General features: G+C 62.8%; 10 protein-coding genes, 2 rRNA genes and 1 pseudogene. 3 read left to right on the top strand and 10 right to left on the bottom strand.

Going from position 1 to position 12,649, the window contains the following annotated elements; genetic code table 11:
• Positions 1-35: 35 nt before the first annotated feature.
• Positions 36-449 (bottom strand): alternative ribosome rescue aminoacyl-tRNA hydrolase ArfB, encoded by a 414-nt coding sequence (gene arfB / locus IN820_RS20945; RefSeq protein ID WP_193682822.1) that lies wholly within the window; start codon positions 447-449, stop codon positions 36-38.
• Positions 450-586: 137 nt separating this feature from the next.
• Between arfB and IN820_RS20940 the strand changes: the two genes are divergently transcribed.
• Positions 587-1,630 carry a metal-dependent hydrolase gene (locus IN820_RS20940; RefSeq protein WP_193682821.1) on the top strand — a complete coding sequence of 348 codons (1,044 nt, stop codon included), beginning with the start codon at positions 587-589 and terminating at the stop codon, positions 1,628-1,630.
• A gap of 24 nt (positions 1,631-1,654) precedes the next feature.
• On the opposite strand, the gene IN820_RS23095 is transcribed toward IN820_RS20940, so the two are convergent.
• Together IN820_RS23095 and IN820_RS23090 are read right to left on the bottom strand one after the other, a co-directional pair.
• Positions 1,655-2,368 (bottom strand): methyl-accepting chemotaxis protein, encoded by a 714-nt coding sequence (locus IN820_RS23095; RefSeq protein WP_408005259.1) that lies wholly within the window; start codon positions 2,366-2,368, stop codon positions 1,655-1,657.
• A gap of 144 nt (positions 2,369-2,512) precedes the next feature.
• A pseudogene (locus tag IN820_RS23090) lies at positions 2,513-3,607 on the bottom strand (methyl-accepting chemotaxis protein); the annotation flags it as partial.
• Between the two features lie 333 nt (positions 3,608-3,940).
• Between IN820_RS23090 and IN820_RS20930 the strand changes: the two are divergent.
• Positions 3,941-4,663 (top strand): TorF family putative porin, encoded by a 723-nt coding sequence (locus IN820_RS20930; RefSeq protein WP_193682819.1) that lies wholly within the window; start codon positions 3,941-3,943, stop codon positions 4,661-4,663.
• 258 nt (positions 4,664-4,921) lie between these two features.
• Here IN820_RS20930 and IN820_RS20925 read toward each other — a convergent pair whose 3' ends face one another.
• The 5 genes from IN820_RS20925 to IN820_RS20905 all read right to left on the bottom strand — a co-directional run bounded on the left by IN820_RS20925 (position 4,922) and on the right by IN820_RS20905 (position 9,251).
• Positions 4,922-6,700 (bottom strand): ABC transporter ATP-binding protein, encoded by a 1,779-nt coding sequence (locus IN820_RS20925; RefSeq protein ID WP_193682818.1) that lies wholly within the window; start codon positions 6,698-6,700, stop codon positions 4,922-4,924.
• The gene (locus tag IN820_RS20920; RefSeq protein WP_003297089.1) at positions 6,693-7,322 is read right to left on the bottom strand and encodes a DsbA family protein; all 630 of its coding nucleotides are present in this window, start codon (positions 7,320-7,322) and stop codon (positions 6,693-6,695) included. Before IN820_RS20920 ends, IN820_RS20925 begins: the two co-directional genes overlap by 8 nt.
• A gap of 39 nt (positions 7,323-7,361) precedes the next feature.
• Positions 7,362-8,297, bottom strand: coding sequence for an oxygen-dependent tRNA uridine(34) hydroxylase TrhO (gene trhO, locus IN820_RS20915; protein WP_193682817.1), 936 nt, complete (start codon positions 8,295-8,297; stop codon positions 7,362-7,364).
• Between the two features lie 139 nt (positions 8,298-8,436).
• Complete coding sequence (locus IN820_RS20910) at positions 8,437-8,733, bottom strand: BolA family protein (RefSeq protein WP_003297093.1); 297 nt, start codon at positions 8,731-8,733, stop codon at positions 8,437-8,439.
• A gap of 11 nt (positions 8,734-8,744) precedes the next feature.
• Positions 8,745-9,251, bottom strand: a complete 507-nt coding sequence (locus tag IN820_RS20905) for a DUF2059 domain-containing protein (RefSeq protein ID WP_003297094.1) — start codon at positions 9,249-9,251, stop codon at positions 8,745-8,747.
• 149 nt (positions 9,252-9,400) lie between these two features.
• On the opposite strand from IN820_RS20905, the gene IN820_RS20900 reads away from it, so the two are divergent.
• Complete coding sequence (locus tag IN820_RS20900; protein ID WP_003297095.1) at positions 9,401-10,780, top strand: class II fumarate hydratase; 1,380 nt, start codon at positions 9,401-9,403, stop codon at positions 10,778-10,780.
• Between the two features lie 357 nt (positions 10,781-11,137).
• Here the strand turns inward: IN820_RS20900 and rrf are convergent.
• Positions 11,138-11,253: ribosomal RNA gene (gene rrf / locus IN820_RS20895) — 5S ribosomal RNA — on the bottom strand.
• A gap of 142 nt (positions 11,254-11,395) precedes the next feature.
• A 23S ribosomal RNA gene (locus IN820_RS20890) occupies positions 11,396-12,649 on the bottom strand; the annotation flags it as partial.

Raw genomic sequence — 12,649 nt, 5'->3', positions numbered from 1 at the left:
GCTGCGTGGCCGGGCAACTCGCCGGGCGCCAGCCCTCAATAATCCACCTTGCCCCGCCCGGCCTTGACCGCCCCGCGTTTGGCCTTGCCCTCCAGCCGGCGCTTCTTGGAGCCCAGCGTCGGCCGAGTCGGGCGGCGCGTCTTGTCGACCTTGGCGACGCTGCGGATCAGCTCGGCCAGGCGCTCCAGCGCATCGACGCGATTCTGCTCCTGGGTGCGATAACGCTGCGCCTTGATGACCACCACGCCATCACTGGTGATCCGACTGTCGCGCAGGACCAGCAGGCGCTCCTTGTAGAACGGTGGCAGCGACGAGGCATTGATGTCGAAACGCAGATGCAGCGCACTGGAGACCTTATTGACGTTCTGCCCGCCGGCGCCCTGGGCTCGGATGGCGGTCAGCTCGATTTCGGTGTCCGGCAATTGCACGGCATTCGAGATTTCCAGCATGGCAACTCACTGTGGGACGGATTGGCGGGGATATTGTCGTATTCCTCGGCAGCCACCGACATGTTTTTTATGGATTTCGCCGAATGCACGCAGGCGCATTCGGCTAAGGTAAAGCCCCGCTTCGAACGGACCACGCCATGGATTCGATCACCCAGGCCGTACTCGGCGCCAGCGTCCAGGCCGCCCTGCTGGGACGCTGGCAAGGCCGCAAGGCGCTGCTCTACGGCGCCCTGCTCGGCACCCTGCCGGATCTCGACGTGGTCATCGACTACGGCGACGCCGTGTCCAACATGACCTATCACCGCGGCTTCAGCCATTCGCTGCTGGTCGTCAGCCTGGTTGCCGGGCTGCTGACCTGGCTGGCCCGGCGCTGGCGCCCCGATCCGCGCTATTCCGGCAGGCGCCTGTTTCTCACGCTCTGGCTGGTGCTGGCGACCCATGCGCTGCTGGATGCCTTCACCAGTTTCGGCACCCAGTTGCTATGGCCTCTGCACATGACGCCGGTCGCCTGGTCGAGCATCTTCATCATCGACCCGCTGTACAGCGTGCCGCTGCTCCTGGCGGTGCTGGCCGGCCTCCTGTTCGGCCTGCAGGGGCGGGTGGCGCGCTGGCCGCTGCTAGCATTGCTCGTTTCGTCGCTGTATCTGGGCTCCACGCTGGCCGGCAAGCAGATGGCCGAGCAGCGTGTGCGAGACGTCATGGACCGCGAAGGCATCCAGGCCGAACACCTGTTCAGCACGCCGACGCCGTTCAACAGCCTGTTGTGGCGGGTAATCGTGGTGGACGGTGAGTTCTATCACGAAGCGCTGGTCAGCTGGCTGGACGACATGCCGCCAGAGCTGGTGCGCCTCCCGCGCGACAGCCATCTGGCCGCGGCCCTGCAGGACTCGCCACAGCATGCGCGACTGCGATGGTTCACCGACGACGTGTTGCGCTACGACGAAAGCGCTGGCCAACTGCTGGTCACCGACCTGCGTCTGGGCATGACCGGCTTCCATCCCTTCCGCTTTCCCCTGGCCGAACGCGCGGAGGACGGCTGGCAGCTGATCGACCGGCCCGAGCGCCTGCCGGCCGACCGCGGCGATCTGGATCGCCTGCTGCAGATCTGGAAGCGCATCTGGCATCAGTATCCGCCGCTGCCGCTGGCAGCCTGGGCGGCGGAACTGGACGGCGAGCGATAAGCCCGGACCGGCCGCCTTTCCCCCTCAGGTACGAAATTGCCGGACCAGCTCCTGCAGTTCGACACCGAGCCGCGCCAGCTCGGCGCTGGCGCCGGCCGTCTGCTCGGTGGCACTGGCGCTCTGATCGCCGATGTCGCGCACGCGGGTCACGCTCTCGGAAATATTTTCCGCTACCGCGCTCTGCTCCTCGGCCGCCGCGGCAATCTGCTGATTCATCTGTTCGATGGTGGAAACCGACTCGGTGATGTGCCCCAGGGCGACGCCAGCCTCGTTGGCCAGTTCCACCGTACGTTGAGTGAGATCGCGGCTGTTCCGCATCTGCTCGACGGCCTGCTGCGCGACTCGCTGCAGATTGCCGATCAACCCTTCGATCTCCTCGGTGGAGTCGTGGGTGCGCCGCGCCAGGGCGCGCACTTCATCGGCCACCACGGCGAAACCGCGCCCCTGCTCGCCGGCACGGGCCGCCTCGATGGCCGCGTTGAGCGCCAGCAGGTTGGTCTGTTCGGCGACCGCGCGGATCACTTCCAGCACACTGCCGATGCGCCCGCTCTCGGCATGCAGCGCTTCGATGGCATGCGCCGACTGGTCGACCTCGCCGGCCAGGTTGCCGATCTGGCCGACGGCATCCTGCACCACCCTGTCGCCCTGGCGCGCCTGCTGATCGGCCTGGCGCGCGGCACTCGAGGCCTGCTCGGCGTTACGCGCCACCTCCTGCACCGTGGCCGCCATTTCGTGCATGGCCGTTGCGACCTGCTCGGTCTCCAGGCGCTGGGTCTGCACGCCGGCGCTGGTCTGCGCGGTGACCGCGGAAAGCTGCTCGGCAGCTGTCGCGATCTGGCTGACGCCACCGCCGATACGCCCGATCAGGGTGCGCAGGCTTTCGGTCATGCTGTGCATGGCGTTCTGCAACTGGCCCACTTCGTCGCGCCGGATGCTCGCCTGGGAATAGGTCAGGTCCCCGCCGGCGACGCGCTGTGCCTGCTGCACGATGGCGCGCAGCGGCCCGACGATCATCCGCGAGATCGACACGGCGGCCAGCAGCCCGATGAAGATCGCCAACGCACCGATGACGGCCAGCAGCGTATAGGTGCTGCGACGCTGCTGTTCCATGGCGACAGTCGCGCTGGCCAGCGCTTCGCGGGCGGCATCGATCACCACCTCCGACTGCTGGGCCATCGACCGCTCGAGCGCGAGGCGCTTGCTGCGACTCTGGCGGAACTCGTCGAAGGCCGCGCGGTAGTTCTCCAGTTCAGCCAGGGCCTTGTCCATGGAGGCCTTCTGCTCATCGTCCAGCCAGACCTTCAGGTTGCCGCCGACGGCCGTCACGTTGCCATGAAGCTCTTTCCAGCTCTCGACCGCCGCATCGGAGCTGTTGCCGACGTAGACATTCTCCAGGGTACGCATGTCGAGAATCTGCTTGGTCAAGCCGGAGGTGGCCTCGGCGATGGTCAGCGGATCGCTGCCCTTGAGGCGATCGCCCTCCAGCCGCAGGACGCGCACCGCATCGTACATATCGAGTTCGATGAATTCGAACTCCTCGCGGCTGACCTGCGCGGCCTCCTGCATCCGCGCGCGCAGCGCCACGCCGCGCTCGATCAGCACGCCATATTCGTCGAACTGCCGCCCGTATTCATCCGCGGCCTGGCGAATCCGCGCCAAGTGGGGTTGCTCCACGTCGCTGGAATCGATGGCCAGCGTGGCCAGCTCGTCGTTGAGCCGCTGCAGCGACCTGTGCAGCGCATCGGCCGAGGCCTGCTGGCGCGTCAGCGCATAGTCACGTTCGTCTCCCCGCGCAGCGAGAATGGAGGCATTGACCGTGGAAAATTGATTGATCTGGTTCGCCCGCGCGAGGATTTCGTCGACCGCGATGAAGCCGGTGCCGGCCACGCCCAGGGTCAGCAGCAGCACCACGCCAAAACCGTAGATCAGCTTCTTGCCGACCGGCAGATTGGAGAAGAAATTCAGCACTGATTCCATCAGAAACATTCCACAAATGAAGGGCACGACAGGGAAGTCGGCAGAGAGTACTGATAGTTGAGCAATTAAACATGATTTTTTGACGCCTTAAGACTGACGGACAGGATATGCCCCATGCATCGAAGCGGTGCACACCCTTCACAATGCTGGCAAAGCGCCCCAGCGCAGCGCGCCGTTGAGTCCACCGCAAGCGAAAAATCAACATATCTAGTTGATTTATAAATACTTTCCTGAGTTGGCAAGCATTCTGCTTCTGGACCCATCACCTGATCCTGCAATCAGGTTTTCCAGGACGAGGGCCCACCCTCGCGTACCGACACAGGGAGTCAAAGCATGTTCAAGAAACTCACAGTGGCAGTTGCCGCAGCGTCCGCAATGGGCTTCAGCGCATTGGCCGTCAGCGAGACGGTGCCCTCTCCGCTCGGCGATTTCGACGTCAGCATGACCGCCACTCTGGCCAGCGATTACATCTGGCGCGGCCAGTCGCAGACCGCCGGCGAAACCGCTATCCAGGGCAGCCTGGACGTCGCACACGAAAGCGGCCTCTATGCCGGCATCTGGGCCTCGAACGTCGACGATGCGGCTTTCCCGGGTAACACCAGCGGCGCCGACATCGAAGTCGACTACTACGTCGGCTACGGCTATGGCTTCACCGATGACATCTCCGCCGACCTGCAGCTGGCCAAGTACGCCTACCCGCAGGCCAGCGAGTGGAACGGTTACGAAATCATCCCGAGCATCACCGCCTACGGCTTCACCCTGGGCTACAAGTACGGCGTCGAGACGGGTGTGCACCCGTCCTACACCTGGGCCGGCTACGAATATGAGCTGCCCTACGAAACGACCCTGTTCGCCAGCTACGGCTACACCGACTCCAAGGGCGGCAGCGAGGACTACAACGACTGGGCCGTCGGCGTGGGCAAGAGCCTCTTCGGCCTGGACGTGACGCTGACCTACACCGACACCGACATTTCCTCTGCGGACTGCGAAGCCACCTATGGCAAGGACGACTACTGCGACTCCAACCTGACCGTCGCCGTTTCCAAGTCCTTCTGATGGACTCCGGCCCCGCTAGGCGGCCAGAGCACGCAAGACCTTTGGTTTGAGCCGCCCCACGGGGCGGTTTTTTTTAGGCCATGTATTGCCGGCCTGGCTCGAATTTCTTGCAACAGTCGATGTTCGAGCGCCCGCGGGTAGGTTGGCGCTGAGCGCAGCGAAGCCCAACAGGCAAGGGCACAAACGTGTCGGGTTCGTCACTTCGCTCCTCAGGCTACGCGCCCCGACCCAACGCGTCCCGTCCGCCAGCGTCTCCGCTCAGTGCTGCAGGTGCCCGTACAGCCGGGCGTACAGGCCGCCTTCGGCGATCAGTTGCTGATGATCGCCCTCCTCGGCAATCCGTCCGCCATCGAATACCAGCACCCGGTCGGCCTGTTTTACCGCCGACAGCCGGTGGGCGATGATCAGTGTCGTGCGCCCCTCGAGGAAACGATTCAATCCCTGATGCAGGGCGTACTCGGTAGCCGCATCCAGCGCCGAGGTGGCTTCGTCCAGGATCACCACCTTCGGATCGGCAAGCACCATTCGTGCGACTGCCAGGCGCTGACGCTGGCCACCGGACAAGCGCACGCCGGAACGCCCGACCACGCTGTCCAGTCCGTTCGGCAACTGGCGTATGGTTTCCGCCAGCTGGGCGATTTCCAGGGCACGCCAGCAGCGTTCGTCGTCCCGCTCACGCCCCATGGTCAGGTTGGCGCGCACGGTGTCGTTGAACAGCGCCGGATGCTGCAGCACGACGGCGACGTTGTCGCGCACGGTGTTCAGCCCGATGTCCTCCAGCGGCACGCCGCCGAAGCGGATCTGCCCGGCCTGTGGCTGGTAGAGCCCCAGCAGTAGCTGCACCAGCGTGCTCTTGCCCCCTCCACTGGCGCCAACGACGGCAACCTTTTCCCCTGCGGCGATGCTGAGGTCCAGCCCCTCGAGAACCGGCTCGTCCTGGTAGGCGAACTGTAGCCCACGCACATCAATGGCGACCGTCGCCTGACCCGCGAACGGATCGCGGCTACCGGCATACTGCGGCTCGTCGGCGCGGGCCAGCAACTGGTTGATCCGCCCCAGCGCACCACCGGCGGCGTAGAACGCGTACTGCAGGCTGAGCAATTGCTCCACCGGGCCGATCATGAACCAGAGGTAGCTGAACACCGCGAGCATCTGGCCAATGGAGAGATCGGAGAACAATACGGTCAGCATCGCCGCTGCGCGGAAGACATCGATGCCGAACTGGAACAACAGGCCACTGGCGCGGTTGGAGGCATCGGTCTTCCACTGCGATGCCACCGCGTAGTCGCGTACCTCGCGGGCGCGCAGCCCGAGGCGGCCCAGGAAGAACCCCTGGCGGTTGCCAGCCCGGACCTCCTGGATCGCGTCGAGGGTCTCGGTGAGTGCCTGGGTGAAGCGCGAGGTACTGTCGTTCTCCAGTTTCTTCAGGTGTTTGACGCGTTTGCCCAGCTGCACCGTGGCGTAGATCACCAGCGGGTTGAACAGCAGGATCAGCAATGCCAGCTGCCAATGCATCCAGACCAGGATGGCCGCGGTGCCGACGATCGACAGCAGCGCCACGAGGAAACGGCTGAGGGTCTCGCCGATGAACTTGTCGATGGTTTCCAGATCGGTGACCAGGTGCGTCGCCACCGTGCCGCCGCCGAGGCTCTCGTATTCCGCCAGCGCGATGCGCTTGAGCCGCTCGATCAGGCGGATGCGGATGCGGTAGACGATATCCTTGGACAACCGCGCGAACAGGCGTGCCTGCAGCACGTTGAATACCAGCGCCAGGGCCCGCAGCAACAGCGTCATGCAGAGCATCAGGCCGATGTAGCCGAGTGCGCTCTCCCAGCTCGCGGGCAGGAAGCGATCCATGAACTGCAGCGCAGTGTCGCCATCGCCCAGCAGCACCTCGTCCACCAGTAACGGCAGCAGCAGGGGAATCGGTACGCTGCACAGAGTCGCCAGCACGGCGACCAGGTTGGCCAGGATCAAGGCCTTGCGGTGATGCAGTGCGAGCCGGCGGATCTCCGCCCAACTGAGCCGGTCAGGCATGGGCATTGCGCTCCAGCCAGCGGCCCAGCAACGGTGCCAGCGCCTGCACGGGCTGGTAGCCATTGGTCAGCAACGCCAGTTGGCCCTCGCACTCGGCCAGCAGGGTCGGGAAGCCGGCGATCCCGAGATTTTCCACCCAGGCGAAATCGGCCTGGGTGGCGGCCCTCGCCTCTTGGGAGTCGTAGCGCTCGGCGAAGCTGCCGCGCGGTATACCGGCCGCCTCGGCCAGCTCTACCAGCAGCGCAGGCTGCGTCACGTCGCGGCCCTGCTCATAGAACGTCCGCTGGATCGACGTCGCCAGCGACCAGACGCGGGCCTGGTCGAGACTGCGTGCCGCTACCAGCGCCCGGCAAGCGGGCTCGGTGTCATAGACCAGGCCTTGCGGCAGCCCCGCGGCGAGGTTGAACGGCTGGCCGGTGGCTGCATGTACCGCCTGCCAATAGGAGAGGGTCCGCTCCCGCCCGGCCTGATCCATGGCCGCCCGCTCGCGGCGCAGCCCGCCGACCACCAGCTCCAGTCGCACGCCCTGCGCAGCGGCCTGCTCGGCCAGCGCCTGCAGCACTGGCGCGAAGCCCCAGCACCAGGAGCACATGGGGTCCATCACGTAAATCAGTCGGGCCACTACGATACTCCACTGCTTCTGGGCAATACGCCGGCCGGCTCAGCTGTCCAGTTGCCGCGGGTCGCGGCCGATGGGGTGTGGCTGATTGCGCTGGCGGGCCAGTTCGATCTGCTTCTGCCGCTCGCGGGCGCTGGCGCGGGTTTTCTCGCTCAGGGTATTCCAGCAGTGCGGACAGCTGATACCCGCAGCGTAGTGCTCGGACAGCCGATCTTCCACGGAAACCGGAGCGCGGCAGGCATGGCAGAGATCGAAATCACCGACGCTCAGGTCATGCCGCACGGTGACCCGGTTGTCGAATACGAAACAATCACCTCGCCAACGACTTTCTGCCTCCGGCACCTCCTCCAGATATTTGAGAATGCCACCCTTGAGGTGATAGACCTCTTCGAAACCCTCCCCCAGCATGTAGCTCGACGCCTTCTCGCAACGAATGCCGCCGGTGCAGAACATCGCCACCTTCTTGTGCCTGGCCGGGTCGTAGTGCGCCTTGATGTAGCCAGGAAACTCGCGGAACGATCTGGTCTTCGGATCGGCCGCACCTTCGAACGTGCCGATGGCCACTTCGTAGTCGTTGCGTGTGTCGATCAGCAGCACGTCCGGGTCGGCGATCAGAGCGTTCCACTCCTGCGGCTCGACATAGGTGCCGACTCGCTGGCTGGGGTCGACGCCCGCCACGCCCAGGGTGACGATTTCCTTCTTCAGCTTGACTTTGGTGCGGTAGAACGGCTGTTCGTCGCAGCAGGATTCCTTGTGATCGATATCGGCCAGTCGCGCATCGCGTCGAAACCAGGCGAGCAGCGCATCGATCGCCCGGCGAGTGCCGGACACCGTGCCGTTGATGCCTTCTTCGGCCAGCAACAGCGTGCCCTTGATGCCATTGTCGGTGAGCGTTTCGAGCAGGGGCTCACGCAGCGCGACGTAGTCCGGCAGGGAAACGAACTTGTACAGCGCCGCGACGACGATCTTCTGTGTCATAAGGTATTTCCACCAGTGGTCGCCCGCGTAAAGGGCGGACCGGATACAAACGAAAGCGCCGGCATGGGCCGGCGCGAGTGGGGAATTCTAACAAACAAGGTCAATGTTGCGCAGGGTACGACGGATTGGCCAGCCCCGCTTACTTATGCCCGCCAGCACAGACCGGTGACGGCGGCACCGCCGCCTGCTGCGCCCACTCCTCCGGCGTATAGGTATGCAGTGCCAGCGCATGGATCTGCGGCATCAAATCCCCCATCGCCGCATAGGCCTTCTGATGGCGCTTGACCGAATTCAACCCGGCGAACTGAGGGCTGACGATCACCGCCTTGTAGTGGGTTTCCTGCCCCCGGCTGTGCATATGGCTTTCGTCGAACACTTCGAGGTGCTCGGGCTGTAGTGCTTGCAGGGCGTCCTGGATCGAATCGAGTTTGGGCATGCCTGGCTCTCTCAAGGCTTCTGGGTATCGAGTTCGGCCGTCATGTCGGCCAACAGCTTGTTCACTTCCGGCACTGCGGCTTCCAGCTTCGCCTGGGTGAGCTGCGCTGAGCGGGCGTTGAGCTCCGGCAGTTTAGCAAGCATCTTCTTGCCCAGCGGCGACTGGTAGAAATCGATCAACTGATTCAGTTCGGTTTCGGAAAACTGGCCGGTATAGAGCGCGACCAGATCGGGCTTCAGCTTGTCCCAGCCGATCGCCTTGTCCAACGCAGCATCGGCCTGGGCCTGATAGCGTTCGAGCAGTGCCTTCTTGCTATCCGGCGCCTGGGTTTCGGCAAAGCGCTGGGCGAACATCTGCTGGACCTGGGCGTAGACCGGCACCGCGAGACGATCGGCATTGGCCAGTTGCAGGAAGCGTTCGGCGCTGTCCGCGTGGGTCGTGCTGTCGGCGATTGCCGATGGGCCGATACAGCTGAGAAGAATGGCGCAGCAGAAGCGGAGCGTGCGGTGCATGGACATTGGAAATACCTTGGGTGGGGATAGCTGGCTCTCAATGGACAGATTCTGCGCCCGGAGTTCCAATGGCTCAAGCGATGGACCGCAGCGCCACGGAACCCGCAGCGCCGCGAGGCAGCCTAAACCAAGCAATCAAACAGTGGAGCAACGGCATGACACGTACCGAGACCGACAGCCTGGGCCCCGTAGAGGTGCCGGAACAAGCCTATTGGGGAGCCCAGACGCAACGATCGCTGAGCAATTTCGAGATCGGCACCGAACGCATGCCGATCGAAGTATTGCATGCTCTTGCTCTGATCAAGAAAGCGGCGGCACGGGTCAATGACCGTATCGGCGATCTGCCGCCGGACATCGCGCGCCTGATCGAACAGGCCGCCGACGAGGTGTTGCATGGCCAGCACGACGATCAGTTCCCGCTGGTGGTCTGGCAGACGGGCAGCGGCACGCAGAGCAACATGAACGTCAACGAAGTGATAGCGGGGCGCGCCAACGAACTGGCTGTAGGCAACAGAGGCGGCAAAAGCCCGGTGCACCCTAACGATCATGTCAATCGTGCGCAGAGCTCCAATGACTGCTTCCCTACCGCGATGCACATTGCCACCGCCAAGGCCGTGCATACCGATCTCTTACCGGCGCTCTCCGAATTGTCCGGTGGGCTCACCGAGCAGGCAGCGCGTCACAACAAGCTGATCAAAACGGGGCGCACCCATATGATGGATGCCACCCCGATTACCTTCGGCCAGGAGATGTCGGCATTCGTCGCTCAGCTCGACATCGCCGAGCGGGCGATCCGGCAAAGCCTGCCGGCCGTGTACGAACTGGCGCAGGGCGGCACCGCCGTCGGCACCGGGCTGAACGCCCCGCACGGTTTCGCCGAAGCCATTGCCGCAGAGCTTGCAGCGCTTTCGGGCTTACCCTTCGTCTCGGCACCCAATAAATTCGCCGCATTGGCTGGGCATGAACCCCTGGTCGCGCTGTCCGGCGCGCTGAAGACCCTGGCCGTGGCGTTGATGAAACTGGCCAACGACCTTCGCCTGCTGGGCTCCGGACCACGCGGCGGTTTCGCCGAAGTGAAGCTGCCGGCCAACGAACCCGGCAGCTCCATCATGCCCGGCAAGGTCAACCCGACCCAGTGTGAGGCACTGTCAATGCTCGCCTGTCAGGTCATGGGCAACGATATGACCATCGGCTTCGCGGCAAGCCAGGGGCATTTGCAACTCAACGTGTTCAAACCGGTGATCGCCCACAATCTGCTGCAATCGATCCGCCTACTGGCTGACGGCTGCCGCAACTTCAATACCCACTGCATAGCGGGGCTCGAACCTGATCCTGCGCGCATGGCCGAGCATCTGGAACGAGGCCTGATGCTGGTAACCGCCCTGAACCCGCATATCGGTTACGACAAGGCCGCGGAAATCGCCAAGAAGGCTTACGCGGAGGGCAGCACCCTGCGCGAGGCGGCACTGGAACTCGGCTACCTGAGCAACGATGAATTCGAACAGTGGGTTCGTCCTGAAACCATGCTGGGGTGAAACGTGACCTATAGCGGGGGCCATTTGACGCAACAGAAATAGACAGACCGCGTCGAAGGCCTCTCAAGAATGAACAACGCCGACTGCGAGCAGCTTCCCCCGGATCGGCGCGCTCGGCCACTCGGCAGGAAATTGGTAGAAGGAGCCGTTCACAGATCGGCTTCGCTCTTCCGCCCCATTCCATACCCTTCAGCCCGCGGCTGGGCGCATCGTTTTCGCCGCTCACCGACCGCGCTCGGTCATGCATCTGCAGCGCAGCCGGCGCATAGCGCCGACTGCGCATTTGCCCGCCCCTATTTTCCGACGCAAAAAGCAAACCCCCGACCTGCTTGCGCAGATCGGGGGTTTGGGATAGGTGCTTGACGATGACCTACTCTCACATGGGGAGACCCCACACTACCATCGGCGATGCGTCGTTTCACTGCTGAGTTCGGGATGGGATCAGGTGGTTCCAACGCTCTATGGTCGTCAAGCAATTCGGTTGCTGCCTCGGGGTTGAGCCGCTGCAGCGTATTGGGCATGTGATATATCGGTATTGCGTGTTCTCTGCAAATCTTCGGCTTTGTGTCGACTTCGACCGTCTGACACGCAAACAGCAAATTGTTTGGGTGTTATATGGTCAAGCCTCACGGGCAATTAGTATGGGTTAGCTCAACGCCTCACAACGCTTACACACCCCACCTATCAACGTCGTAGTCTTCGACGGCCCTTCAGGGAGCTCAAGGCTCCAGTGAGATCTCATCTTGAGGCAAGTTTCCCGCTTAGATGCTTTCAGCGGTTATCTCTTCCGAACATAGCTACCCGGCAATGCCACGGGCGTGACAACCGGAACACCAGAGGTTCGTCCACTCCGGTCCTCTCGTACTAGGAGCAGCCCCTCTCAAATCTCAAACGTCCACGGCAGATAGGGACCGAACTGTCTCACGACGTTCTAAACCCAGCTCGCGTACCACTTTAAATGGCGAACAGCCATACCCTTGGGACCGGCTTCAGCCCCAGGATGTGATGAGCCGACATCGAGGTGCCAAACACCGCCGTCGATATGAACTCTTGGGCGGTATCAGCCTGTTATCCCCGGAGTACCTTTTATCCGTTGAGCGATGGCCCTTCCATACAGAACCACCGGATCACTAAGACCTACTTTCGTACCTGCTCGACGTGTCTGTCTCGCAGTCAAGCGCGCTTTTGCCTTTATACTCTGCGACCGATTTCCGACCGGTCTGAGCGCACCTTCGTACTCCTCCGTTACTCTTTAGGAGGAGACCGCCCCAGTCAAACTACCCACCATACACTGTCCTCGATCCGGATAACGGACCAGAGTTAGAACCTCAAAGTTGCCAGGGTGGTATTTCAAGGTTGGCTCCACGCGAACTGGCGTCCACGCTTCAAAGCCTCCCACCTATCCTACACAAGCAAATTCAAAGTCCAGTGCAAAGCTATAGTAAAGGTTCACGGGGTCTTTCCGTCTAGCCGCGGATACACTGCATCTTCACAGCGATTTCAATTTCACTGAGTCTCGGGTGGAGACAGCGCCGCCATCGTTACGCCATTCGTGCAGGTCGGAACTTACCCGACAAGGAATTTCGCTACCTTAGGACCGTTATAGTTACGGCCGCCGTTTACCGGGGCTTCGATCAAGAGCTTCGCTTGCGCTAACCCCATCAATTAACCTTCCGGCACCGGGCAGGCGTCACACCCTATACGTCCACTTTCGTGTTTGCAGAGTGCTGTGTTTTTAATAAACAGTCGCAGCGGCCTGGTATCTTCGACCGGCATGAGCTTACGCAGTAAATGCTTCACCCTCACCGGCGCACCTTCTCCCGAAGTTACGGTGCCATTTTGCCTAGTTCCTTCACCCGAGTTCTCTCA

The organism is Pseudomonas lopnurensis (assembly GCF_015070855.1).
Classification (GTDB): Bacteria; Pseudomonadota; Gammaproteobacteria; order Pseudomonadales; family Pseudomonadaceae; genus Stutzerimonas; species Stutzerimonas lopnurensis.
The sequence above is the reverse complement of the archived record's forward strand: the minus strand, read 5'-3'. Positions and strand labels throughout refer to the sequence as shown.

Bases quoted from the DNA above. Each gene is read 5' to 3' on its own strand.
- arfB (WP_193682822.1), bottom strand. From the start codon at position 449: ATGCTGGAAATCTCGAATGCCGTGCAATTGCCGGACACCGAAATCGAG.
- IN820_RS20940 (WP_193682821.1), top strand. From the start codon at position 587: ATGGATTCGATCACCCAGGCCGTACTCGGCGCCAGCGTCCAGGCCGCC.
- IN820_RS23095 (WP_408005259.1), bottom strand. From the start codon at position 2,368: ATGCACGAAATGGCGGCCACGGTGCAGGAGGTGGCGCGTAACGCCGAG.
- IN820_RS20930 (WP_193682819.1), top strand. From the start codon at position 3,941: ATGTTCAAGAAACTCACAGTGGCAGTTGCCGCAGCGTCCGCAATGGGC.
- IN820_RS20925 (WP_193682818.1), bottom strand. From the start codon at position 6,700: ATGCCTGACCGGCTCAGTTGGGCGGAGATCCGCCGGCTCGCACTGCAT.
- trhO (WP_193682817.1), bottom strand. From the start codon at position 8,297: ATGACACAGAAGATCGTCGTCGCGGCGCTGTACAAGTTCGTTTCCCTG.
- IN820_RS20910 (WP_003297093.1), bottom strand. From the start codon at position 8,733: ATGCCCAAACTCGATTCGATCCAGGACGCCCTGCAAGCACTACAGCCC.
- IN820_RS20905 (WP_003297094.1), bottom strand. From the start codon at position 9,251: ATGTCCATGCACCGCACGCTCCGCTTCTGCTGCGCCATTCTTCTCAGC.
- IN820_RS20900 (WP_003297095.1), top strand. From the start codon at position 9,401: ATGACACGTACCGAGACCGACAGCCTGGGCCCCGTAGAGGTGCCGGAA.